This is a genomic window from Bartonella sp. HY328, from assembly GCF_025449335.1.
Classification (GTDB): domain Bacteria; phylum Pseudomonadota; class Alphaproteobacteria; order Rhizobiales; family Rhizobiaceae; genus HY038.
Map to the genome: position 1 here is coordinate 1,564,862 of NZ_CP104883.1, position 22,400 is coordinate 1,587,261.

Here is a 22,400-nt window from a genome sequence, read left to right on the forward strand (position 1 = left end):
TTATGTCAAGAACATTATAGTTGACATTTTATCACCATAAAATAGTAGCATGGTCCTCGCTAATGTATCAGGCTTGACAAATATTAGCCTGTTTAAGGTTTTTTAAGGCTGTTTAATTATAATGTTAGCAGCTTTATCACATGGGTTTGTAGAAATGAAAAAACAGGTTAATCGCCGGATGGTATTGGGTTCTGCTCTTGGGTTAGGACTTTTCGGCTTGGTAAGTAGTGCAGGAGCACAAAGAGCTTCTTCTTGGGGTGATCAATTTGATACGCAGGCAGCTGGTGGCCAGCAGGTGGCTTCCAATATTCCTGTTTTAAGTGGTGCAACTGTAAGCTATACACAAGTTGCGATATCTCAATATGAGGCGATCGTTGCGCAAGGTGGTTGGCCTCACGTTCCAGCAGAGCAGGGCAAATTACAGCTTGGCATGAACCATCCCGCTGTAGAAATTATGCGTCAACGCTTGTTTATTTCAGGTGATTTGGCGCGTGAAGCTGGTTTGTCAGTAGCTTTTGATACTTATGTTGATGCAGCTGTTCGCCGTTTTCAGGCGCGCCATGGTTTGCCTGCTGATGGCGTTGTTGGTGATATTACCTACCGCGCCATGAATGTTAGCGCAGATGCGCGTTTGCAGCAATTACGTGTCAACCTTGATCGTTTGCAAAAAGAAGCTGCAAAAACAGCAAATGAACGTCGTTTTGTTATGGTCAATATCCCTGCCGCACAAATTGAAGCCGTTGAAGATGGCTCTGTTGCTCAGCGTTACACCGCAGTAGTTGGTAAGATCGATCGCCAAACGCCGCTTCTTGATTCAAAAATTCATGAAGTGATTTTAAATCCAACTTGGACAGTTCCTGCATCAATTATTAAAAAAGATATTATTCCATTGATGCGTAAAAGCCCCAATTATCTAACTGATAATAATATTCATCTCTTTAATGGGCAGGGGCAGGAAGTTTCGCCAGAATCGGTAAATTGGAACACGGATGAAGCGACAAGATTGCGCTTCCGCCAAGATCCTGGTAAAATTAATGCAATGTCTTCAACCAAGATTAATTTCCACAACACTCACTCGGTATATATGCATGATACACCGCAGCAGACGCTTTTCAATAATTTGATGCGTTTTGATTCTTCGGGCTGTATTCGTATTCATAATATTAGAGATTTTAACGTTTGGGTTCTGAAAAATACGCCAGGTTGGGATAGATCTCGGATGGAGCAAGTTATTGGTCAGCGCGTTAATACTCCAATTGCAGTAAGTGATCCAATTCCGTTGCATTTTGTTTATATTTCAGCTTGGTCTACAGGTAACGGCGTAACACAATTCCGCGGTGATATTTATCACATGGACGGTGCTAGTGAGTTAGCATTTACCGAAGCTTGAGATTAAAAAAATTGGTAAAAAAGCCGCCTTTGTTAACCATTGGCGGCTTTTTTTATCATTCAGTTATGTGCGATAAATGATTTCAAGTGTTTATTAGCGTGAATATTGTGCATCACTGACTGGTTCTAACCATTCAACGGTTTTGCCATTTTCAAGCTCTTGCACTGCAAAGTGTGACATGGCTGTGTTTGGGGAGGCGCCATGCCAATGTCTTTCACCAGGTTCAAACCACACAACATCACCGGGGCGCACTTCTTCAATCGGTCCACCTTCTTTTTGCACAAGGCCAAGGCCAAATGTAATAATAATTGCTTGGCCTTTTGGGTGAGTGTGCCAATTTGTACGTGCAGATGGCTCAAAAGTGACATGGCCACATGTAACATTGGCACCTTGATGCTCGTCAATCACCGCATCGAGGCGGGCAGTACCGGTAAAATAATCTGGCGATAATTTGACCGATGAGCGGCTGCCAGAGCGAATAATTTCCATAACACTAATCCTTTATTTAAGAATAAAATAAATATTATATAGATTGGTAGATGCTCTATCTCTTTTAAAAAAGCGGGGTATAATTAGTGGTTTAGGCTTTTGACATATCCATGACAAAACGGTATTTTACATCGCTTTTTAGCATTCGCGCATAGGCTTGTTCAATTTGACTTGGTGCTATGAGTTCGATATCTGCGGTAATATTGTGTTCGCCACAAAAATCCAACATTTTTTGTGTTTCTGCAATGCCTCCAATGGCTGATCCAGCAAAAGAGCGGCGATAGGGAATAAGGTTGAAAACCTGCACAGGGAGGGGCTCAACTGGCGCGCCGACTTGTACCAATGTACCGTCAACTCTAAGCAGATTAAAATATTGGTTGATATCATGCTGCGCGGCTACTGTGTCAATGATGAGATCAAGGCTTTTATTAGCTTTGGCCAAGGCTGTCGAATCTTTGGTCAATACGATGTTATCTGCGCCAAGACGATGTGCATCTTCAACCTTGTTGACGGATGTGGTTAGCATGGTGACTTCAGCCCCCATAGCATGGGCGAGTTTTACCGCCATGTGACCAAGGCCACCAAGACCAGCAACGCCTACTTTTGTGCCCTTGGTAACCTTCCAATGATTAAGGGGGGAAAAAGTGGTAATGCCGGCACAAAGAAGTGGGGCTGCCGCAGCAAGATCAAGATTATCAGGGATTGATAAAACGAAATTTTCATTCACGACAATTCGCTTAGAATAACCACCAAAACTATATCGATCAGGGCCGGTTTCTGGGTCGGGGCTGTTATAGGTTAATGTATTACCATTTTCACAATATTGCTCCAATCCTTGGCTACAATAATCACAGTTTTGGCAAGAATTGACCATGCAGCCAACGCCCACACGTTGGCCGACTTTAAATTTGGTTACTTTGCTACCGATGCGGCGAACGGTACCAACAATTTCGTGACCCGGAACGCAAGGATATTGGGTGCCAGCCCATTCACCACGCGCAGTATGCAGGTCAGAATGGCAAATGCCACAAAAGGCAATGTCAATATCAACATCAAAGGCTAGAGGATCACGGCGTTCGAAACTAAAGGGCTGAAACGTGTCGCTAGCTGAGGATACGGCGAAGCCGTCACAAATAAACATTTAAAAGCTCCAATTTAAATATTAAAATTATTGTTTAGGATCATTCCAGTTAGATTGGGTTTACATATAAAATTGCAAGTATTTGTATTTAGGTTCATTTTTATATGAGGAAAGTTAGCATCGGCCTTTTTATAAAATGCTTTGAGCCGGATCACATATGAAGTGGTGAAAGGTTAAAGTTAATTTATGAGAGATGGTTATGCTGTGATATAAAATGATAATTTTTCCAATGATGTTTCTTTTAATGGCGAGATTGAATGGTGCTATAAATACAAATATCTTTATGGTTTAATTTTACGTTATATAATTCTTTTCGATAATAGTTTATTTTCACTAATAGTTATGAGTGAAACTCATTAATGTGATGGCAGATTAAAAAATATTAAATGACTTTGTTTAATTCATGAGGCTGTTTTTTTTGTAATAGATAGAAAGCAAAAAGCCATTTCCAGTGGTTGGAAATGGCTTTAAATTTGGTGCACTTGCCGGAAAATATATAGTTTTGGCTTATAGGATTTTTAAAATTTTGCGCCTATATTAATGACAAAGCTGCGCCCCGATGTTGGAATAGCCCGTGACCCACCCATATAGGATGTATAATTGGTTCTATCGGTAAGGTTATAGGCATTAACACTAAAACGCCATTTTTCAGTTTCATAAGATGCCATTGCGTCAAGAGTAAAACTATGGGGAATGCGGCTTAGGCCATTGCTAGAAACTGGAACTGCATCGCGATAGGTCATTCCGCCACCGATCAATAATTTGCCATTCAAACTATTAAAATGCGGAGCAAGATCATAAGTTGTCCAAAGGGATGCGGCATTTTTTGCAGCACCAGGAACGCTGTTGCCGATCACTGAACTTGTTGCTGAGTCGAGAATTTTACTCTGCAGATAGGTATAAGAAGTATAGACATCCCACTGCTCTGTAATTTTTCCTGTAAGACCCGCTTCAAAACCGCGTACCCGCTGTTTTTCGCCAGATCTTGTAACAGAACCATCAGGATTATTATAAAGCGCGTTATTTTTTTCTACCTGAAATAATGCGCCAGTTAAACCAATGCGGCCATCAAGTAAGTCAATTTTACCGCCAAGTTCGAATAATTCACTTTTTTCCGGATCCCAATCAACGCGTGCAGCCGTAACTGGATTGAAATCAGAAGTGATATATTGTCCAAAAGGTAAGTTGTTAGATACAGACCATGAAAAATAGTAAGTTTGTTCTTTTGTTGGTTCCCAAATAACGCTTGCTTTAGGGCTTATATAATCTGCTTTTGCCATGAGCGAATTTATTCCCGCCGCTGTGGTTACATCATAATTAATTTTTTGATAATCCCAGCGTAAGCCCGCCATAATCGAGAATTGTTCATTAAGCCACATGCGGTCGCTTAAAAAAAGTGCCACGGAACGTGAGTTTGAGTCCTTGTAATTGTCAGGATTTGGCACAAGGCTATAATAGCTAGAATCCATGTTTTCTGTCCAAAGGCTTGGTGCGCCTAAGCTTTTGGGAGATGTATATCTATAACCTTGGCGTTGATCATCTTGATACATCATATCAAGGCCTAATACGGCTTGATGGCGGAATGCGCCAGTTTCAAATTTTGCAACAGCAGTTGAAATATTTTGCAACCCCCAGCTTTTTTGATCATAAGTGACACCGCCACCACCACCATAGGCCATAAGCGGATTTCCACCGCCGCCAAATAGGGCATTGGTACATTGAGCAGCAACCGCACAACGAATAGGCGTTGCGCTAAAATAGCGTTTGAAATGAGTATAGCGTGTGTCATTTGTAAAGGTCAGCCACTCATTGATCTCATTGCGATAATTTGAAGTGACCATGTGGATCTCGGATTTATCACGATCGCTATTTTTTCCGTAAAAAATGTTTCTTGGCAGACCATATTCAGTAGCTGGGCGTGAAATGCCATTTGGATCAGCAACAAATGGAATGCCATAATCGGGAAGGCGATCAGTTTTTTGGTAAAAGTAACCTAAATGCCATGTTTGATTTGTGCCAAGTCCAAAACCTGCAGATGTCGCTAAGCCCCAACGGTCAGATGTAACATGATTGCGGTCAACAACATCTTGCCAATTACCCATTACATTAAATCGGACAGCCGTTGTATCATTGATTTGCTGATTGTAATCGATTGTCGGACGATAAAGCGGACCGTTACCTGTTGAAAAATTTACAGCGCCAAAAGTACCTAAACGAGCGCGTTTTGAGGTCGAATTAACGGCTCCGCCCGTAGTTCCGACGCCAAAATTTTCGCCATTTGGGCCTTTAAATACCTGAACTTGTTCCATGTTGAAACTGTCGCGAACGTAAACGCCGATATCGCGCAATCCATCACTATAAGTGTCGCCGGTTGCGTCAAAGCCTCTGATTCTAAAGCGGTCGCCATTCATACCGCCACCGCCTTCACCAATCGTTGTGGTGATACCTGGCACATTTTGCAACGCTTGTTCGAGTGTCATGACGTTTTGCTCTATCAAGACATGCTCTGGCACCACATTCACAACTTGTGGAATGTCGCGGATTGTTCCTGGTAAACGCGAAGAGCCAGATTGCGCTGCATTGACATTGGAAATACTTGCATTGCCACTAATGGTGACTGTTTCTAAAGTAGAATTTTCACTGTCATTACTCGTAACAGTTGTTGCGTTGTTATTAGATGAAGTTTGGCTTTGCGCGCTTACTGCATTTGGAAGTGTTGCTAAAGATGCAACAAGCCCTGCTTTGATCGCCATATTACTAATGATGCGGCCATTACTGGTGGCCCCCCTGCTATTTAATAATTCCATGAAAATACCCTCATTTAAAATCCTTACCCTGCATTCATGACTTTAAAACTCATGTTTTATCAAGGACGTTGATATTAAAATTAGGCCAATTATTAAAATTTTTTAATACTGTTGTAATAAAGTAACGTATTATAATTATTCTTATTGTAAAAAGTAATATAATTTAATTTTTTAAATAATTTAAGTAAAACTTATATTTTGTAAAACTTATAAAGTAAAATCGTTATTTTTGTTATAATGTTGTTTGTTTTCACAAAGCGAAGGATTTCACATTTTAGGCTAATAGGCCTTGCTCCTAAAACTGCATTTATGAATTTGCGATTGAATTTTTATTTTCGTGATAACTATAAATAAAAGGTGAAAAAACACGAATTATAGGTATTGTTGTTAGACATTTTATCTGGATTAGTTTTTATAGCTTATGTTTTTTTGGTTTATTCTAACGCTTATAACTATTGGTGTTGTTTTTTGGCTTGTGCATGCACTTGGCAAGGATGTTGGTTTTTCTGTGTCTAGGTCTAATGATAATATTCAAAGCGATATTGCCGTATATAAAACACAACTTATTGAAATTAATGAAGAAGAAGAAAACAACCAGATTTCTCCTGAAAATGCCAAAGAGGCAAGGCTAGAGTTGGCACGACGTATCCTTGCGCGTGAAAAGACAGCTTATAAATTTACATTAAATAACTATAAGGACGCTAATAATCGATTTTTGCAACGGGTTCTCTTTACCGGTGTTTTGCTAATTATTACAGCAAGTTGGGGAATGTACTTTTTAATGGGAAATCCAGATTTGCCGCAAAAGCCTTTTGAAGTTTTAATGGCCAAGAATGATGACACTCTTGATCTTAATGCAAAAATTGTTAAGAGCGAAGCCTTGCTTGCTCGTGATCCTAGTAAAGGAAGCTTATTGGATGCGCTAGGAGAATATTATTTGGAAGCGGGGCGCTTTCGTGATGCGGTGAATATACTCAACCGATCTCTTAGTGTGAATGGCGAAAGTGCTGAAAGATTTTTAAACTATGGTGTCGCCCTTATGGCTCTAGAAAATGGTGTCGTTACTAAAGATGCTGAAAGCGCATTTCATCAAGCTATTAAGTTGGGTCCAGAAAATCCACAGGCGCGAATTTTCTTAGCGCGTGGCCTTATTCAAAATGGCCAGCAACAGCAGGCAATAGCATTGCTGGAAAAATTTGTTGAAGATCATGGTGACGGGCAAATTTGGGTAAAGGACATGCAGCAGGTCATTGAACAGTTAAAAGAAACTGAGCCACAGCCAACCCTAAATCTAACCAAGGAACAGCATGATCTTATCGCTAATAATATTGGAAATCTGGAAGAAAAGCTAAAAGGAACCCCACAGGACGTTGAAGCATGGTTGATGCTCCTCAATGCATATTTTCTTTTGGAACAACCAGAAAAAGTAACAGCCACTTATAATAATGCCTTAGAAGTCTTATCACCTGAAAATAGAAAAAGATTAATCAAGAGCTTAACCGCGAAGGGTTTTTCTGCGGCCGCTATAAAAGGGGCAAGATGATATGGTAATGCACGACAAGAAAAATAGCTTTCAATTGCATTTAAAAAAAGCACGAAGAAAACGATATATCTTATTGTTTTTAATAGTTTTTGTCATGGCTGTCGCCATTGGTTTGGTTTTTATTGCCCTTGGTGATACGGCAAGTTATTTCCGTATGCCATCAGAAATTACCGATGAAGATATGATGTCGCAAAGGCCATTGCGACTTGGTGGCTTTGTTGAAAAGGGCAGTGTGGTACGCAATAAAGGCACTGAGGTATCGTTTAATGTGACCGATTATAGCAAAGTCGAAACAGTAAAGTTTAATGGTGTTTTGCCTGATCTATTCCGTGAAGATCAAGGTGTTATTGTGGAAGGCAATTTTAATTCCGATAAGATTTTTATTGCCAGCCGTGTTTTAGCCAAGCATGATGAAAAATATGTCTCAAAAGATGTAGCCGATCGTTTAAAAGCCCAAGGCCTTTGGGAGGAATATCAAAATCGTGGTAAATGAAATTGGTTTTTTCCTTGCAATTCTCGCCTTTTGTCTTAGTCTTTTCCAAACTTTATTGGTTCCTATTGCCGTTTACAGTGGTCATATTGCAACCATGCTTGCCAATCGTTCGATTAGTATTCTCGTATTTATTTTAATTGGTTTTGCTTTTTTATCCTTAACCTATTCCTATATTATTTCAGATTTTTCAGTTTTAAATGTGGTTCAAAATTCCCATTCGGAAAAGCCGCTATTATATAAAATAACTGGCGTTTGGGGTAATCACGAAGGGTCAATGTTTTTATGGGTGCTCATTCTCACCTTTTTCAGCGCTTTGATTGCAATTTTTGGTAAAAACTTACCAATTAATCTTTCAACGCTAACTTTATGTTGTCAAAGCGCTATTGCCAGTGCGTTTTTAGCTTTTATTCTTTTTACATCCAACCCATTTACAAGAATTGATCCGCCAGCTTTGCAGGGCAATGACCTTAATCCACTTTTGCAAGACATAGGTTTGGCTTTTCATCCTCCTATGCTTTATCTTGGCTATGTTGGCTTTTCTGTTTGTTTTTCTTTTGCAATTGCGGCACTTATTACCGGTCGAGTAGATGCAGCCTTTGGTCATTGGATGCGCCCGTGGGCGCTTATTTCATGGGTGTTTTTAACCGGTGGCATTACCATGGGTTCTTATTGGGCTTATTATGAATTGGGTTGGGGTGGTTATTGGTTTTGGGATCCCGTGGAGAACGCATCTTTAATGCCATGGCTTGCAGGGACTGCCTTGCTACATTCGGCTATTGTGCTTGAAAAACGCGCAGCATTAAAAGTTTGGACTATTCTACTTGCCATCATTACTTTTTCATTATCGTTACTTGGCACCTTTTTAGTGCGTTCTGGCATATTAACTTCCGTCCATAGCTTTGCCGTGGATCCAAAACGCGGCATTGCTATTTTGGCGATTTTAGGGTTTTTCATTGGTGTTGCTTTGCTATTATTTGCAATCCGTGCACCCAATATTAAAAATAGCGGCCTTTTCCAGCCTATTTCGCGCGAAGGTGCGTTGGTTTTTAATAATATATTTTTATCGACTGCAGCTGCCACGGTGTTAATTGGCACAGTTTATCCTTTAATAGCTGAAATGCTATGGGGGCAAAAAATTTCAGTTGGTGCGCCATTTTTCAATATGACCTTTGGGCCATTATTTATTCCGCTATTGGTTGGTGTGCCATTTGGAACTTTGTTGGCGTGGAAGCGCGGCGATCTTTTATTGGCAGGTAGCCGTCTTTCTATGTGTTTTATTTTGGCACTTATCGCAATGATTGTTAGTTTCTATCTTAATGGCGACAAAAAGGTTTTATCCTGTTTAGGGATTGGGCTAGGTATTTTTGTAATCTTTGGTGCATTCGCTGAAATAGTGGTAAAAAGCGGCAAACAGGGTACATCGCTTAAAACACGTATTATGCGGCTTAAAGGTTTACCGCGTGCCGATTGGGGGGCAGCTTTTGCTCATATGGGGCTAGGTGTCACGCTTTTTGGTATTGTTGCTGTTGCGAGTTTTGGCCAAGAACGTATTTTGACCATGGAGCCGGGACAAAGTGTGGAAATTGCAGGAAAAAATATTCGATTTGATGGATATCAACCCTATAATGGTGCTAATTATCAAGAAAACCGTATGCATTTCACCATGTTCAATGGCAAATCCAATCAATATCTTGGTGAGGTAACCGCATCTAAACGAACCTTTCCTTCAAAAAACATGCAAACAACTGAAGCGGGACTTTTGTGGCGTGGATTATCTCAATATTATATAGCGCCAGGCAATTATGTTGAAGGTAATGCAATCATTGTTCATATTTGGTCTAAGCCAAATGTTTTAATGATTTGGGGAGGCGGCTTTTTAATGATGTTAGGGGGGCTTCTTTCTCTTTCAGATCGACGATTGCGCATAGGCGCGCCTAAAGGGGCTAAAACTCGCCAAAAGCTTTCGCTAAGTCCATTATTGGCTGAGAAGCAGGTATAGACATGAAAAAAGCTATAGGATTGATGTTTATTCTAGTCTTTATTGGGGCATGCTCTGCGGCAAAAGCGGTAGAACCCGATGAAATTTTGTCTGATCCTGTAATGGAGGCAAGAGCTCGCGATATTTCTGCACATCTTCGCTGCCTTGTTTGCCAAAATGAAACAATCGATGATTCTAATGCGTCACTTGCGCGTGACTTGCGCTTATTGGTGCGTGAACGCTTGGTCAAAGGAGACAGCAACGAGCAGGCAATGAGTTATATCGTTGCCCGCTATGGTGAATATGTTTTGTTAAAACCTCGCTTTGAAGGTGCAACTATTTTGTTATGGCTATCACCAATATTAATTCTCTTTGCTATTTTTACTTATGTTTTTTTTAATTTAAAGGGAAAAAGACATTCATCACAAGTGGAACTTACAGCAGAAGAAAAACAGCATTTGCAAAAAATATTAGATGAGTAGGGTGCATTATTTTTAGACGTTTAGCCTAATCAATCAAAATAAGTTGGTCGCCGCGAATTGATGTGCTTGATAGTGTATTGATAAAATTCATACCAAGCAAATTTTCAGATAAAGCCCCAGATGGTGCGATTAATGCGCTTATTTTTTTGCGGGTAATTGGCCCAATGCTTAGACTATCCAACCTTATCCGCGCGGTATTGAGTTCGCCGTTGGCTGTAGATACGTTTGTAGTATAATTTAAGTCATTAGCATCTATTCCAAGATCCATCGCGGTTTCAAAGGTAAGAACTGTAGCTGTAGCGCCTGTATCGATTAAAAAGTTTACTCTCTGATCGTTAATGCTACCACTTATTTGATAGTGGCCATTGCTACTACGATTAATGGTAACCGAGTCTCGCCCTGAAAGGTCAACGGTTAATATACTGGCTGGAATAAGACCGCCGCTAATATTATGCGCAATATCTTGCAAATGGTAACGATTATTATAGCCAATAATTAAAACAGAAATGATAGCCACCCAAATAAGAATGTTTTTGAAAATATGGCTTAGCTGAATACCGGAGGACAGTAAACCGGCTGCAAGGATCGTAACCCATAATCCGCCTGTTGTCATTCTTGCTAAGTCTGTATTACTTAAAGAAGATGACACCATATTATCATTGTTTAAATACAAAAACAAAGCAACGATACCGCAGATGGTAAGGCAAATCCATAATAAGCGCATGCTGAAAATCCTATTTATTATTAACTTATCAATATAATCGTATAAGACTATGCTTTATTGTAATAATCTATAGTTTTTATCAAGCTAAAAGCAAATAAATTTAAAGCTAGTTTATTTATTCCATTCATCAAAAGCTAAATATTGGTCTAGTTGGTTAAGTGGTGCTACATGGGTTAATATTTCACGCGCTTCTTCTTCATCTTTTTTGATTTGCTCAATCATTGGTTCTAAGCCATTAAATTTTAATTCGCCGCGCAAGTAAGAAAAAAAGGAAACAAAACAAGTTTGTCCATAAATATCTTCATTAAAATCAAAAATGAACGTCTCTAATAATGGCTCTTTTAGCTGATTAACCGTGGGGCGCAAGCCATAGCTTGAAACACCATTATAAATAGCTCCATTTTGCGTGCGAAAACGCACTGCATAAACACCAAATTTTAAGCCGGTTTCGCTATCTAATCGCATATTAGCCGTTGGGAAACCAATTTGTCGCCCAAGAGCTGCACCATGAATAACATTGGATCGAATTGTATAGCGGTAACCAAGAAGGCCAGCAGCCTCTTCCACTGCGCCGCAACTTAGGGCTTGCCTAATGCGGCTAGAAGATACGAGTTCGCTATTTTCATCAAGAAAGCCATCAACAATAACGACGTCAAATCCACAATTCTTACCCTCATTAATAAGGAAATCTGGCGTTCCCGTCCGTTTTGCCCCAAAGTGAAAATTATCACCTGTAACCACAACACTTGCTTTTAAACAATCACGCAGGATGGTGTCAGTGAATTCTTTTGCTTGGTGTGAGGAAAATTCCTTGGTAAAGCGTTGCTCAATAACCGCATCAAAGCCAAGCTGCGCCAAAATTTCCGCACGTTCATCGGCTGGCGTAAGGCGATATAACGGCTTGCCTGGATTAAAAAAACTGCGTGGATGCGGCTCAAAAGTAAGGACAATTGCTGGTCTTCCAAGAATACGCGCTTTTTCCAATGCCGTTTCTAATACAGCGAGATGCCCACGATGAACACCATCAAAGTTGCCAATTGCGATAACGCCGCCCTGTAAATGGTGTGGCAGCACACCAACATCGGGCAGGCGGATAATTTTTTTTGATTGCACGCCTATTCAAGCTCCATCATATCAAAATTCGGCACCAATGAATATGGAGCAAAGAATTCCTCAAGCCGCTCTTGGTCTATTTCGCCGTCAACACAATATTCATTGGCATGAACACCACGCGCAATATACAGCGTATCAAAGCCATTATTAACGCCGCCTTTAATGTCAGTTAAGACACCATCGCCGATGACTAGAATTTTTTGCTTATCGGTATCGCGCTTTAAAATGGCATGCAGTTTCTTTAACGCCAATTCATATATTGGATGATGAGGCTTGCCAGCAATCATGGTGCGACCACCCAATTGCGCGTAATCACGCGCTAGCGCACCAGCACACCAAACAAGCTTGTCGCCGCGCTCTACCATAATGTCGGGATTAGCGCATATCATTGGCAAATTGCGCATACGTAGCCGCTGCAATAGCTCCGCATAATTATCAGGTGTTTCAGTTTCATCATCATAAAGCCCTGTGACCACAACACCACTTGCTTCGAACTCCTCAACCAATTCACAGTCAAGCCCATCAAACAAGGCAAGATCACGATCAGGACCAATCAGAAAAAGCTTCTTTGGGCCTTCTTTAATTAAGTCTCTTGTCACATCACCGGAAGTGACAATATCATCATAACAATTGGTATCAACGCCCATATCTGTCAGCTGTTGGGCAACACCATCACGCGGCCTTGGTGAGTTGGTTATAAGAATGACGTGTTTGCCAGCTTCCCGCGCAGCTTTTAAGGCTGCTTGCGGCTTTGGAAAAACATGTATTCCATTATGTAAAACACCCCATACATCGCAAAAGAAAACATCGTATTGACCAAATATATTATCAAGGCGGTCGAGGTGTTTCATAAAGTGCTCCCAAAGTTAAAGGATTAATAGCCAATCAAAATTAAGCTGCATTCCTATATAGGCAATTCGCTTCCATTTGCCAACATGCAAAGTCTATTTGCATGATGGTCTGTATTCAAAAACTGCCCAAAGACGATGAATAAACAAAAATTTAAAAAGCGTTTATGGGTGTCATCAGTAAATGCATAAGCAATTTTGTCACCTCAATATGACGACTTTATTATAAAGCATGGTAAAAACTGTCAAATGCTTCGATCATGCTATTTGCGTGAGTTTGCAAGGAATAAAGCCTTGATTGCTAGCTTAAACGCTATTTCCACAATGTCATGATTTAATGGATTCGCAATTTCATTTGCATATCTTCAAATGGCATAAGCTTTCCAATCGGTCCGATCGCTGCCATCGTAGGTTTTGAATCCAAAAATAAACGCCTTGCAAGATCAGTGAGGCGATCGCTATTGACTTGCGAAAGGCGCTCTAGCAGTTCGGAATTTGGAATAACGCGGTTATAAAGCAATAATTGCCGTGCAATATGGTGTGCTTTACTCATAGAGCTTTCCGATGAAATCATTAAGCCGGCACGATACTGAGCTTTGGCGCGTTTAACTTCTGCCTCGGTAATGTTTTCACTCGCCTTATAAAGTTCATCAAGAATAACTGGCACAAGTGGTTCTAGGCCATCATGTCCGGTTGCCGCATGAATACCAAATAGTCCCGTGTCAGAAAAGCCCCAATGAAATGAGTAAATGGAATAGCATAGACCGCGATTTTCGCGGATTTCCTGAAATAGACGTGAGGACATGCCGCCACCAAGAACAATTGCTAAAAGCTGAGAGGCATAAAAATCACGCATATGGTAAGCGCGGCCTTCAAAGCCAAGTAACAATTGCGCATCTTTTAAATCGCGAAATTCTCGAAAATCGCCGCCGACATAATTGGCAAGATCAGGAATTGTACCAGAGGAATGGCTTCTAAAGTCGCCAAGACGCATCTCGACTTCCTTAACAAAGCTTTCATGCTCAACGGCCCCAGCGGCAACAACAATCATATGGCTGGCACAATAATGATCTTGCATGAATTTACGTAAATCATCTGCACTAAAACTTAAAACCGTGTCGGCTGTGCCTAATATGGGACGGCCAATGGTTTGGTGTCTGAAAGCGGTTTCAGAAAAATGGTCGAAAACAACATCATCGGGCGTATCATGTGCGGCGCCAATTTCTTGCAAAATGACGTTTTTTTCTAGTTCCAGCTCTTCTTCGTCAAAAAGCGGATTGGTTATGATATCGGATAGGATATCGATAGCAAGGGGTACATCATCAGCAAGAACGCGGGCAAAATATCCAGTTGTTTCAACGCTAGTTGCAGCGTTAATTTCGCCGCCAACATCTTCAATCTGCGTGGCAATTTGTAACGAAGTGCGCTTTGCCGTACCCTTAAAAGCCATATGTTCCAATAGATGGGCTATGCCATGTTGGTCGCTTTTTTCGTTGCGTGAGCCAGCCTTTATCCAAATGCCAAGTGCAACAGTTTCAACCTGCCGCATTGTATGGGTTGCAATTGTCAATCCATTGCTTAAACGACTTATGTCAACACCCATTACTCGATATGCTCCCAATAAATAATATTACTGCTTTTGTATAAAAAACCAGCTTAGAATTTTTCGATTATGTTGAAAAGCCTTTTAATCGGTTTTTTATTCACAATTATAGGAAAAACTATTTTCAATACAAATTTTTTTGACTGTGGATTGTAAGGCTGCGTTTTGCTTTTTTAAAAAGGCAAAAGATGATCTAATATTCACTGGCTTTAGAGGGTAAAATAGTCTTTTTGCTTGCCTTATAAATTTTAATAGGTTGATGCTAAAAACTAAGAATCAACCTCCATCTTTGTTAATACGTTGGCAATCAAGCTGCGGTTTATACGGCTTTTTTCTTCAAGCGCCATCGCATCGGTAAGTGCGACAAATTTTGCTGCCGCAGCTAAAGACCTTTCAATGCGGCTAGCAATGAATGGGATTAAACTAGCGTCGATATTAAGCTGCCTATCGGCAAATAGCTTGGTAATAACTGCACTTAAAAGCATTTCATCCGGTGGTGAAAGCTCTATTAGCGAAACAGCATTTAACCGTGAAGCAAGGTCAGGCAGTGCAACGCGCCAATCAATGGGGCGTAGGTGCGATGTCATTAATAGTGAGCTTTGTTTATTTTCAATGCGAGTTTGTCTTATGGTATTTATAAGATGAAAAAGTGCTGTTTCATCAAAACTATTTGGCTCCATATCTTCGATTAATATCGGCGTACCCAACAAAGCCGCTTTTATGGCGGCATCTATTTTTTGACTATTAAATTCATGGGCGTAGCTTTGTGCTGCCCAAACTGCGGAAAGATGGGTTTTACCTGCGCCTTTAGGGCCAACAAGTACCGTCACTGGTGAGGGCCAGTTTGGCCAACTCTCCAATAGATTAAATGCGGTATTATTGGCGGGTGTTACAACAAAATCGTCAATACTATAGCGCGCCTCGGGCTCTAAAGCCAAAGGTAGTTGCCTTGGTGTTACATTCATTCACCGCTCTCCGAGGCATCTTTGCCCTTATAAACGGGTGATTCTAAATATGTATGAAGTGCAAAGCGCACAAGTACTCCCACTGCCGCAGCTGCTGGCACGGCAATGAGCATGCCGGTAAAACCAAATATAGCGCCAAAAGCAAAAAGGGCAAACATTAACCAAACAGGGTGAAGGCCAACCGACGAACCAACCAGTTTTGGTTGTAATATATAGCCTTCCACAAATTGGCCAACAAAGAAAAGGCAAGCAACGACTACAATCCAGCCCCAATTATCTGGCCAATATTGAAAGGCTGCCATACCAACAGCCAATAAAAGCCCAATTGCAGAACCGACATAAGGAATAAAGCTAATAAAGCCAACAAAAAGGCCAATAAGCAAACCAAAATTTAAACCTGAAATAGTTAGTCCAATTGCATAATAACAACCAAGGATTAAGCACACCGAACCTTGCCCACGGATGAAGCCAGCAACTGCCCGATCCATTTGTGCAAAAATACTGCGAATAGTTGAAAGGTGATCGCGCGGAATCCAAGAATCAACTGTGTCAACCATTCGATCCCAATCGAGTAGCATGTAAAATGCCACGACTGGCGCCATAATCCATAAGATAAATACATTAACTATAGCACGCCCTGAATTTACGAGTGATTGAACTAGCCCCGTAAAAAATGTCGAAAGCTTATCGAAAAGGCCCTGTAAACTACCTTGTATGGTTGAGGTGTCAATATTGAATTGGCTCAACCAAGTTAGATCACGATGTTTCAAAAAGACAACAAGCGAGTTGACATAACTTGGTATGTTGTCACTAAAATTTGATAATTGTTGAACGAGTAGCGGCACGAGTAAGATTAATGCCAAAGCAAATATAACCACCACAAATATCACAATTGCAACAGTTGCCCACATGCGTGATAGACCTATTTTTTCTAAAAATTCTACCACAGGATTTAAAAAATAGGCTAGAGCAATGCCCGCAACAAAGGGAAGTAAAACATCACTAAAAACGATAAGAAAAATGATAAAAAACAATAAAGTACCAAGCCAAAAAAAGGCTTGCTTACGCACATTACCTTGCAAGGGTACCAAAACAAAATTGGCCTTAGAGCGCAAGGCTTGTGCTTCTTGGCGCTCTTTACGCTTTAATTGCCGCAATTGGCTGGCGGAAATCGTTACGATTTCATCGCTTTTATTTTTGCCACCATCTTGCTTTTCATTTTGCATATTGACCGCCTAATTTACCATAGCTCATTTTAGGTGAGCTTTTTTATCATTGCTTCATGACCACATAGTGACCAATCTTTGATAAAGATTAATGTACGCAAGTCTATTCAGATATGTTGAGAAATACCATTGGTCAAGGCTGCTATCCATAAGTCTTTTGCTTAAAAGTGTGTTTTTTTGCAAATTATGCGGTTTTTTCTTGCGGCTTTGGGCGTGGCATGGCAAATGCATAATTATTGCGCTATTTTAATGCAAGGAAACCTAAAAATGGTTAAAGATAGTAAAGACCAAACTGTCGGCCTCACTTATGCACAATCAGGTGTGGATATTGATGCGGGGAACCACATGGTTGACCTGATTAAGCCACTGGTGCGTTCAACAAGCCGGGCAGGGGCCGATACAGAAATTGGCGGCTTTGGTGGGTTGTTTGATTTAAAAGCAGCCGGTTTTAAGGATCCGATTCTCGTTGCTGCTAATGATGGTGTTGGTACCAAGCTTAAAATCGCGATTGACGCGGGCTACCATGATGAGGTTGGCATTGATCTTGTTGCCATGTGTGTGAATGATCTTGTCGTGCAGGGTGCTGAGCCGCTTTTTTTCCTTGATTATTTTGCAACTGGTAAACTTGACCCCAACCAAGGTGCCGCGATCGTATCAGGTATTGCAGAAGGCTGCCGTCAATCAGGTGCTGCATTAATTGGTGGTGAAACTGCTGAAATGCCGGGCATGTATCGTGATGGCGATTATGATCTTGCTGGTTTTGCTGTTGGTGCAGCAGAACGTGGTACGTTACTGCCCCATAAGGATATAGCTGAGGGGGATGTTATTTTAGGTCTCGCCTCATCAGGTATTCATTCCAATGGTTTTTCTTTGGTGCGTAAAATTGTTGAACATTCGGGCCTATCTTGGAATGATCCTGCACCGTTTAATCCAGCTTTACCACTAGGACGCGCATTATTAGCGCCAACGCGTATTTATGTGCGTTCCATATTATCGGCTATAAAGGCAACTCAATCCATTAAAGCCCTTGCCCATATTACCGGCGGTGGTTTTCCTGAAAATATTCCACGTGTTTTGCCTAAAAATCTGAGCGCAGAAATAAATCTTAATGCCGTAAGCGTACCGTCAGTATTTAAGTGGCTGGCAAATACTGGCAATATTGAAATGCATGAAATGCTGCGTACTTTTAATTGTGGTATTGGTATGATTGTTGTTGTTGCACCACAAAATCTTGATGCTGTTAAAAAAGCATTAGAAGACAGTGGCGAAACGGTCAGCGAGATTGGTCAGCTTATAACGCGGCAAGATAAGGGTGTTGTCTATAAAGGGCAATTAGTATTATGAGTCGTAAGCGGGTTGTCGTTTTTATATCGGGCGGCGGCTCGAATATGGAAAAGCTCATTGAAGCCAGCAAAGCGAAAGATTATCCAGCAGAAATTGTTGCTGTTTTTTCAGATAATGCCAATGCTGGTGGTTTGGCTAAGGCAAAATCACGGGGTGTTGAGACCTTTGGTTTTGAACGCGCGTCTTTTGCCTCTAAACAAGCTCATGAAGATGCAATTTTGCAGCAATTAGATGCGTTGGCTCCTGATATTATTTGTCTTGCGGGCTATATGCGTATTATTTCTGCAAATTTTATCAAGCCTTATGAAGGAAAAATTTTAAATATTCACCCTTCTTTATTGCCACTTTTCCCTGGGCTCCATACCCATCAAAGGGCAATTGAAGCAGGGGTGAAAATTGCCGGTTGCAGTGTGCATATCGTCACAGAAGGTATGGATGAGGGGCCTATTTTGGCGCAGGCCGTTGTCCCCGTTTTAGCCACCGATAATGCTGATAGTTTAAGTGCACGTGTTTTAAAGCAAGAACATCAGCTTTATCCGCAAACATTGCGCAATTTTATTGAAAAAAAATCAAATATTACCGATGAAAAGCAATTTATAATTTCCTTTGGTTGAGTATTTAATAAATTAGCTAATCTTGATTAAAGAGCCACTTAATATTCATTCTATTAAGTGGCTTTTTTATGTATAAATTTTGAAAAAATAGGGCTTTATCTCGTTGTGATATAAAGATTTGTAGCAAAGCTAATCTTGATTAAAATCAGTGTGAAAAATGAAAGGAGGGCATCTAGCCCTCCTTTTAAATTTATTAATGAAAAAAATGCCGAGCAAATCATTTGATTTATCAACTAGAAGTTAATAAAGGACAATAGAACTTTAAGCCCCTTGAAACCTTTAGTACCCTTGAGACAGTTGCGTTGGATTTTATGGCAACTCAACTATTTTTCCATTTTCAAGTGTGATGCGGCGATCCATTTGCTTAGCAAGTGCATGATTATGTGTTGCAATTAGTGCGGCAAGCCCAGATTGCTTAACCAAAGCTTGTAATGCTTGAAATACATAATTGGATGTAACTGGATCAAGATTACCTGTTGGTTCATCAGCAAGCAATACCATTGGTACATTTGCAACAGCGCGCGCAATAGCCACCCGCTGCTGCTCACCGCCGGATAATTCTGATGGCCGATGTTTAACCCTATGGCCAACCCGCATATATTCAAGTAGCTTTTCAGCGCGAGCCGCAGCTTCTTTCTTCTTTAAGCCGCTAATTAATTGCGGCATCATGACATTTTCAAGCGCTGTAAATTCTGGCAACAAATGATGGAATTGGTAGACAAAACCTACTTCGGAACGGCGTATAGCTGTGCGTTCTCCATCTGATAATTTAGAGCATGTTTTGCCACATAATTCCACTTCACCGCCATTGGGCTTTTCTAACAAGCCGGCAATGTGCAAAAGGGTTGATTTGCCAGCACCTGAAGGTGCAACCAAAGCAACTGTTTCACCGCTATTTAAGGTAAAGTTAGCTTTATCTAATATTGTTAAAGCTTGATCGCTATCATTATAGGTGCGATCAACATTAATGAGTTTTAAAACAGGCTCAGCCATTATTCATACCTTAATGCTTGAACGGGATCGAGGCGAGACGCACGCCATGCAGGCAAGATGGTTGCCAATAATGACAGCGATAAGGTCATAATGACGACGGTTCCAATCTGACCGACATCCAAACGCGATGGTAATTGCGTTAGCATATAAATTTGCGGATTAAATACTTCCTCTCCAGAAACCCAAGTGACGAATTTCTGAATATGCTCGATATTAAGGCTGGTAACGATACCGAGTAAACCGCCCAATAATGTGCCGATTACCCCAATAACCGCGCCAGTCATAATGAAAATACGCATAATTGCACCGCGAGTTGCCCCCATAGTGCGCAAAATAGCAATATCATGCCCTTTATCTTTAACCAGCATAACCAGTCCAGAAATAATATTAAGGGCAGCGACCAACACTATCAGCGACAGAATAATAAACATAACATTGCGTTCAACTTGTAGGGCTGAAAAAAACGTTTGGTTACGTTGTCGCCAATCAATCATATAGACATTTGGAATAGTGCCTTGGTCGATTAAAGGGCGAACTTCTTGTTCTATTGCCAATCGAATGTTGTCAACGTCATCGGGTTTTTCAATGAAAACCTCAAGAGACTGTACTTTATCTTCTTGATTAAAGAATAGCTGTGCTTGTGATAACGGCATAAATATCACCGCTGAATCAAACTCAAACATACCAACTTCAAAAATACCACCTACTTTATATGCTTTTTCGCGGCGGGTAACGCCAAAGGGGGTAACATCGCCCTCAGGACCAAGAATTGTGACATAATCATCAACGGTAACGCCAAGCTTTTGTGCAAGTCCACGGCCTAGCAAAATGGTTTCACCCTCATCAAACTTATTGATGCTGCCTAACTTAATATTATCAGCAACTGCTGACATTTTTTTTAGATCAGCTTCGCGCATGCCGCGTACAATGGCTCCGCTACCATTTTTGTCATATGTAGCAAAGGCTTGCCCTTCAAGCACAGGAAGAATAAATTTAATCCCGTGTAACTTTTCAAGCTGCGGAATAAGATTATTATAATTATCAATGGAGCCGCTGTCGGATTGCACAATTAAATGGCCATTAAAACCCAAAATGCGATCGAGTAAATCGGCTCTAAAACCATTCATAACCGACATAACCACAATCAATGCGCAAACACCGATCATGATTCCTATAAGGGATATGATGGATATAATTGAGGTGAAAGCTTGTTTTTTGCGTGGTATCATATAGCGAAAGGCCACCATCCACTCATAATAAGCGAATGGTTTGCCTTGATGAATTGGCTTTGTGTCGTTACTCATTGGGTTTCAATCATCCGGTTTAAGGCTGCATCAAGAGATAAAGTCATTTTTTCACCGCTTTTGCGATTTTTAATTTCTACTTCTCCATTTGCTGCACCGCGTGGTCCAACAACAATTTGCTCTGGCAGACCAATAAGATCCATAGTCGCAAATTTTGAACCAGCACTTGCATCTGTATCATCAAGCAACACATCAAAACCGGCATTATTAAGACGCTCATAAAGATTATTCGACATTTCATCGCATTGTTCGTTACCTGGCTTCATATTGATGAGGCCAATATCAAATGGTGCAAGTGCTTTTGGCCAAATAATACCCTTATCATCGTGAGATGCTTCAATTGCTGCAGCAATCAAACGTGAGGGGCCAATACCATAAGATCCCATTGAAACGAGATGATCTTTTCCATCGGGACCTGTTACCTTAGCACCCATTGGTTCTGAATATTTGGTACCAAAATGGAAAATATGTCCTACCTCAATACCGCGAGCCGCAACTTTCTTATCATCTGCAACAGATGCCCAAGCAGCTTCATCATGCATTTCTTCTGTTGCAGCATAGGGCGCTGTCCATTGTGCAACAATATTAGCTAATGCTTCGCTATCCTTAAAGTCGGTATCGGCACCAGGAACTTGCATATCAAGATATTTTTGATCGCAGAAAACGGCGCTTTCACCAGTATCTGCAAGAATAATAAATTCATGACTCAAGTCGCCACCAATAGGGCCTGTATCGGCTCGCATAGGAATAGCATGAAGGCCTGCACGAGCAAAAGTGCGAAGATAGGCAACAAACATACGATTATAAGCAGCTTTGGCGCCATTATAATCAAGATCAAAAGAATAGGCATCTTTCATCAAGAACTCACGCGAACGCATAACACCAAAGCGTGGACGTATTTCATCGCGAAATTTCCATTGAATATGATAAAGATTAAGCGGTAAATCCTTATATGAACGCACATAGGACCGGAACACTTCCGTCACCATTTCTTCATTGGTAGGGCCAAATAGCATATCGCGATCTTGGCGATCCTTTATGCGCAACATTTCCTTGCCATAATCATCATAACGACCGCTTTCACGCCAAAGATCTGCCGGTTGAATGGTTGGCATTAAGATTTCTAATGCGCCTGAACGGTTTTGCTCTTCGCGAATAATGGCACATACTTTGTCCAATACTTTTTTACCCATCGGTAACCAAGAATAAATACCTGCAGTTTGTTGATGTATCATGCCGGTGCGCAGCATCAACCGATGAGAAACGATTTCCGCTTCTTTAGGATTTTCCTTAAGGATAGGGAGAAAATATTGTGAAAGACGCATAGGTAATACCAATCCTGT

At 40.9% G+C, this 22,400-nt stretch carries 19 protein-coding genes; 7 read left to right on the top strand and 12 right to left on the bottom strand.

Annotated features, from left to right (window positions below; genetic code table 11):
• The first annotated feature begins 154 nt into the window (after positions 1 to 154).
• Positions 155 to 1,390, top strand: coding sequence for a L,D-transpeptidase family protein (locus N5852_RS06680; protein WP_315973238.1), 1,236 nt, complete (start codon positions 155 to 157; stop codon positions 1,388 to 1,390).
• A gap of 93 nt (positions 1,391 to 1,483) precedes the next feature.
• Here the strand turns inward: N5852_RS06680 and N5852_RS06685 are convergent, their stop codons facing one another.
• The 3 genes from N5852_RS06685 to N5852_RS06695 form a co-directional block, all read right to left on the bottom strand.
• Positions 1,484 to 1,879, bottom strand: a complete 396-nt coding sequence (locus N5852_RS06685) for a (R)-mandelonitrile lyase (RefSeq protein ID WP_262099625.1) — start codon at positions 1,877 to 1,879, stop codon at positions 1,484 to 1,486.
• 91 nt (positions 1,880 to 1,970) lie between these two features.
• Positions 1,971 to 3,020, bottom strand: coding sequence for an NAD(P)-dependent alcohol dehydrogenase (locus N5852_RS06690; protein WP_262099626.1), 1,050 nt, complete (start codon positions 3,018 to 3,020; stop codon positions 1,971 to 1,973).
• Positions 3,021 to 3,538: 518 nt separating this feature from the next.
• Positions 3,539 to 5,827 (bottom strand): TonB-dependent receptor, encoded by a 2,289-nt coding sequence (locus N5852_RS06695; protein WP_262099627.1) that lies wholly within the window; start codon positions 5,825 to 5,827, stop codon positions 3,539 to 3,541.
• A gap of 421 nt (positions 5,828 to 6,248) precedes the next feature.
• Here N5852_RS06695 and ccmI point away from each other — a divergent pair, with 421 nt between their 5' ends.
• The 4 genes from ccmI to N5852_RS06715 are packed head-to-tail and all read left to right on the top strand — an operon-like array spanning position 6,249 to position 10,323.
• Positions 6,249 to 7,370 carry a c-type cytochrome biogenesis protein CcmI gene (ccmI, locus tag N5852_RS06700; RefSeq protein ID WP_262099628.1) on the top strand — a complete coding sequence of 374 codons (1,122 nt, stop codon included), beginning with the start codon at positions 6,249 to 6,251 and terminating at the stop codon, positions 7,368 to 7,370.
• A gap of 7 nt (positions 7,371 to 7,377) precedes the next feature.
• Positions 7,378 to 7,863, top strand: coding sequence for a cytochrome c maturation protein CcmE (gene ccmE, locus N5852_RS06705; RefSeq protein WP_262099711.1), 486 nt, complete (start codon positions 7,378 to 7,380; stop codon positions 7,861 to 7,863).
• Positions 7,853 to 9,862: a heme lyase CcmF/NrfE family subunit gene (locus N5852_RS06710; protein WP_262099629.1), complete on the top strand. Its 2,010-nt coding sequence runs from the start codon at positions 7,853 to 7,855 to the stop codon at positions 9,860 to 9,862. The genes ccmE and N5852_RS06710 overlap by 11 nt, the downstream gene beginning before the upstream one ends.
• A 2-nt stretch (positions 9,863 to 9,864) precedes the next feature.
• Positions 9,865 to 10,323: a cytochrome c-type biogenesis protein gene (locus tag N5852_RS06715; protein ID WP_262099630.1), complete on the top strand. Its 459-nt coding sequence runs from the start codon at positions 9,865 to 9,867 to the stop codon at positions 10,321 to 10,323.
• A 25-nt stretch (positions 10,324 to 10,348) separates the two neighbouring features.
• Here the strand turns inward: N5852_RS06715 and N5852_RS06720 are convergent, their stop codons facing one another.
• From N5852_RS06720 to N5852_RS06745, 6 genes are all read right to left on the bottom strand, one after another.
• Positions 10,349 to 11,047: a retropepsin-like aspartic protease family protein gene (locus N5852_RS06720; RefSeq protein ID WP_262099632.1), complete on the bottom strand. Its 699-nt coding sequence runs from the start codon at positions 11,045 to 11,047 to the stop codon at positions 10,349 to 10,351.
• Positions 11,048 to 11,158: 111 nt separating this feature from the next.
• Positions 11,159 to 12,160, bottom strand: a complete 1,002-nt coding sequence (locus N5852_RS06725; protein ID WP_410004239.1) for a bifunctional riboflavin kinase/FAD synthetase — start codon at positions 12,158 to 12,160, stop codon at positions 11,159 to 11,161.
• 2 nt (positions 12,161 to 12,162) lie between these two features.
• On the bottom strand, positions 12,163 to 13,011 hold the full coding sequence (locus N5852_RS06730; RefSeq protein WP_262099633.1) for a TIGR01459 family HAD-type hydrolase: 849 nt from the start codon (positions 13,009 to 13,011) through the stop codon (positions 12,163 to 12,165).
• Positions 13,012 to 13,342: 331 nt separating this feature from the next.
• Positions 13,343 to 14,611 (bottom strand): M16 family metallopeptidase, encoded by a 1,269-nt coding sequence (locus N5852_RS06735; protein WP_262099634.1) that lies wholly within the window; start codon positions 14,609 to 14,611, stop codon positions 13,343 to 13,345.
• 269 nt (positions 14,612 to 14,880) lie between these two features.
• Positions 14,881 to 15,576, bottom strand: coding sequence for a P-loop NTPase family protein (locus tag N5852_RS06740; protein ID WP_262099636.1), 696 nt, complete (start codon positions 15,574 to 15,576; stop codon positions 14,881 to 14,883).
• On the bottom strand, positions 15,573 to 16,802 hold the full coding sequence (locus N5852_RS06745; protein ID WP_262099637.1) for an AI-2E family transporter: 1,230 nt from the start codon (positions 16,800 to 16,802) through the stop codon (positions 15,573 to 15,575). The genes N5852_RS06740 and N5852_RS06745 overlap by 4 nt, the downstream gene beginning before the upstream one ends.
• Before the next feature lie 267 nt (positions 16,803 to 17,069).
• Here N5852_RS06745 and purM point away from each other — a divergent pair, with 267 nt between their 5' ends.
• Both purM and purN read left to right on the top strand, forming a co-directional pair.
• Complete coding sequence (gene purM, locus N5852_RS06750) at positions 17,070 to 18,146, top strand: phosphoribosylformylglycinamidine cyclo-ligase (RefSeq protein ID WP_262099638.1); 1,077 nt, start codon at positions 17,070 to 17,072, stop codon at positions 18,144 to 18,146.
• A complete protein-coding gene (gene purN / locus N5852_RS06755; RefSeq protein WP_262099640.1) occupies positions 18,143 to 18,760 on the top strand; it encodes a phosphoribosylglycinamide formyltransferase in 618 nt (205 codons plus the stop codon). Before purM ends, purN begins: the two co-directional genes overlap by 4 nt.
• A gap of 309 nt (positions 18,761 to 19,069) precedes the next feature.
• On the opposite strand, the gene N5852_RS06760 is transcribed toward purN, so the two are convergent.
• The 3 genes from N5852_RS06760 to proS are packed head-to-tail and all read right to left on the bottom strand — an operon-like array spanning position 19,070 to position 22,382.
• The gene (locus N5852_RS06760; protein WP_262099641.1) at positions 19,070 to 19,753 is read right to left on the bottom strand and encodes an ABC transporter ATP-binding protein; all 684 of its coding nucleotides are present in this window, start codon (positions 19,751 to 19,753) and stop codon (positions 19,070 to 19,072) included.
• A complete protein-coding gene (locus N5852_RS06765; RefSeq protein WP_262099642.1) occupies positions 19,753 to 21,057 on the bottom strand; it encodes a lipoprotein-releasing ABC transporter permease subunit in 1,305 nt (434 codons plus the stop codon). The genes N5852_RS06760 and N5852_RS06765 overlap by 1 nt, the downstream gene beginning before the upstream one ends.
• Positions 21,054 to 22,382: a proline--tRNA ligase gene (gene proS / locus N5852_RS06770; protein ID WP_262099644.1), complete on the bottom strand. Its 1,329-nt coding sequence runs from the start codon at positions 22,380 to 22,382 to the stop codon at positions 21,054 to 21,056. The genes N5852_RS06765 and proS overlap by 4 nt, the downstream gene beginning before the upstream one ends.
• Between the last annotated feature and the right edge of the window lie 18 nt (positions 22,383 to 22,400).

What these genes read in the sequence shown, in the direction of transcription:
- N5852_RS06735 (WP_262099634.1), bottom strand. Translation starts at nt 14,611, where the DNA reads ATGGGTGTTGACATAAGTCGTTTAAGCAATGGATTGACAATTGCAACC.
- proS (WP_262099644.1), bottom strand. Translation starts at nt 22,382, where the DNA reads ATGCGTCTTTCACAATATTTTCTCCCTATCCTTAAGGAAAATCCTAAA.
- purN (WP_262099640.1), top strand. Translation starts at nt 18,143, where the DNA reads ATGAGTCGTAAGCGGGTTGTCGTTTTTATATCGGGCGGCGGCTCGAAT.
- N5852_RS06720 (WP_262099632.1), bottom strand. Translation starts at nt 11,047, where the DNA reads ATGCGCTTATTATGGATTTGCCTTACCATCTGCGGTATCGTTGCTTTG.
- ccmE (WP_262099711.1), top strand. Translation starts at nt 7,378, where the DNA reads ATGCACGACAAGAAAAATAGCTTTCAATTGCATTTAAAAAAAGCACGA.
- N5852_RS06760 (WP_262099641.1), bottom strand. Translation starts at nt 19,753, where the DNA reads ATGGCTGAGCCTGTTTTAAAACTCATTAATGTTGATCGCACCTATAAT.
- N5852_RS06730 (WP_262099633.1), bottom strand. Translation starts at nt 13,011, where the DNA reads ATGAAACACCTCGACCGCCTTGATAATATATTTGGTCAATACGATGTT.
- N5852_RS06680 (WP_315973238.1), top strand. Translation starts at nt 155, where the DNA reads ATGAAAAAACAGGTTAATCGCCGGATGGTATTGGGTTCTGCTCTTGGG.
- N5852_RS06690 (WP_262099626.1), bottom strand. Translation starts at nt 3,020, where the DNA reads ATGTTTATTTGTGACGGCTTCGCCGTATCCTCAGCTAGCGACACGTTT.
- purM (WP_262099638.1), top strand. Translation starts at nt 17,070, where the DNA reads ATGGTTAAAGATAGTAAAGACCAAACTGTCGGCCTCACTTATGCACAA.
- N5852_RS06765 (WP_262099642.1), bottom strand. Translation starts at nt 21,057, where the DNA reads ATGAGTAACGACACAAAGCCAATTCATCAAGGCAAACCATTCGCTTAT.
- N5852_RS06685 (WP_262099625.1), bottom strand. Translation starts at nt 1,879, where the DNA reads ATGGAAATTATTCGCTCTGGCAGCCGCTCATCGGTCAAATTATCGCCA.
- N5852_RS06745 (WP_262099637.1), bottom strand. Translation starts at nt 16,802, where the DNA reads ATGCAAAATGAAAAGCAAGATGGTGGCAAAAATAAAAGCGATGAAATC.
- N5852_RS06695 (WP_262099627.1), bottom strand. Translation starts at nt 5,827, where the DNA reads ATGGAATTATTAAATAGCAGGGGGGCCACCAGTAATGGCCGCATCATT.
- N5852_RS06715 (WP_262099630.1), top strand. Translation starts at nt 9,865, where the DNA reads ATGAAAAAAGCTATAGGATTGATGTTTATTCTAGTCTTTATTGGGGCA.
- N5852_RS06740 (WP_262099636.1), bottom strand. Translation starts at nt 15,576, where the DNA reads ATGAATGTAACACCAAGGCAACTACCTTTGGCTTTAGAGCCCGAGGCG.
- ccmI (WP_262099628.1), top strand. Translation starts at nt 6,249, where the DNA reads ATGTTTTTTTGGTTTATTCTAACGCTTATAACTATTGGTGTTGTTTTT.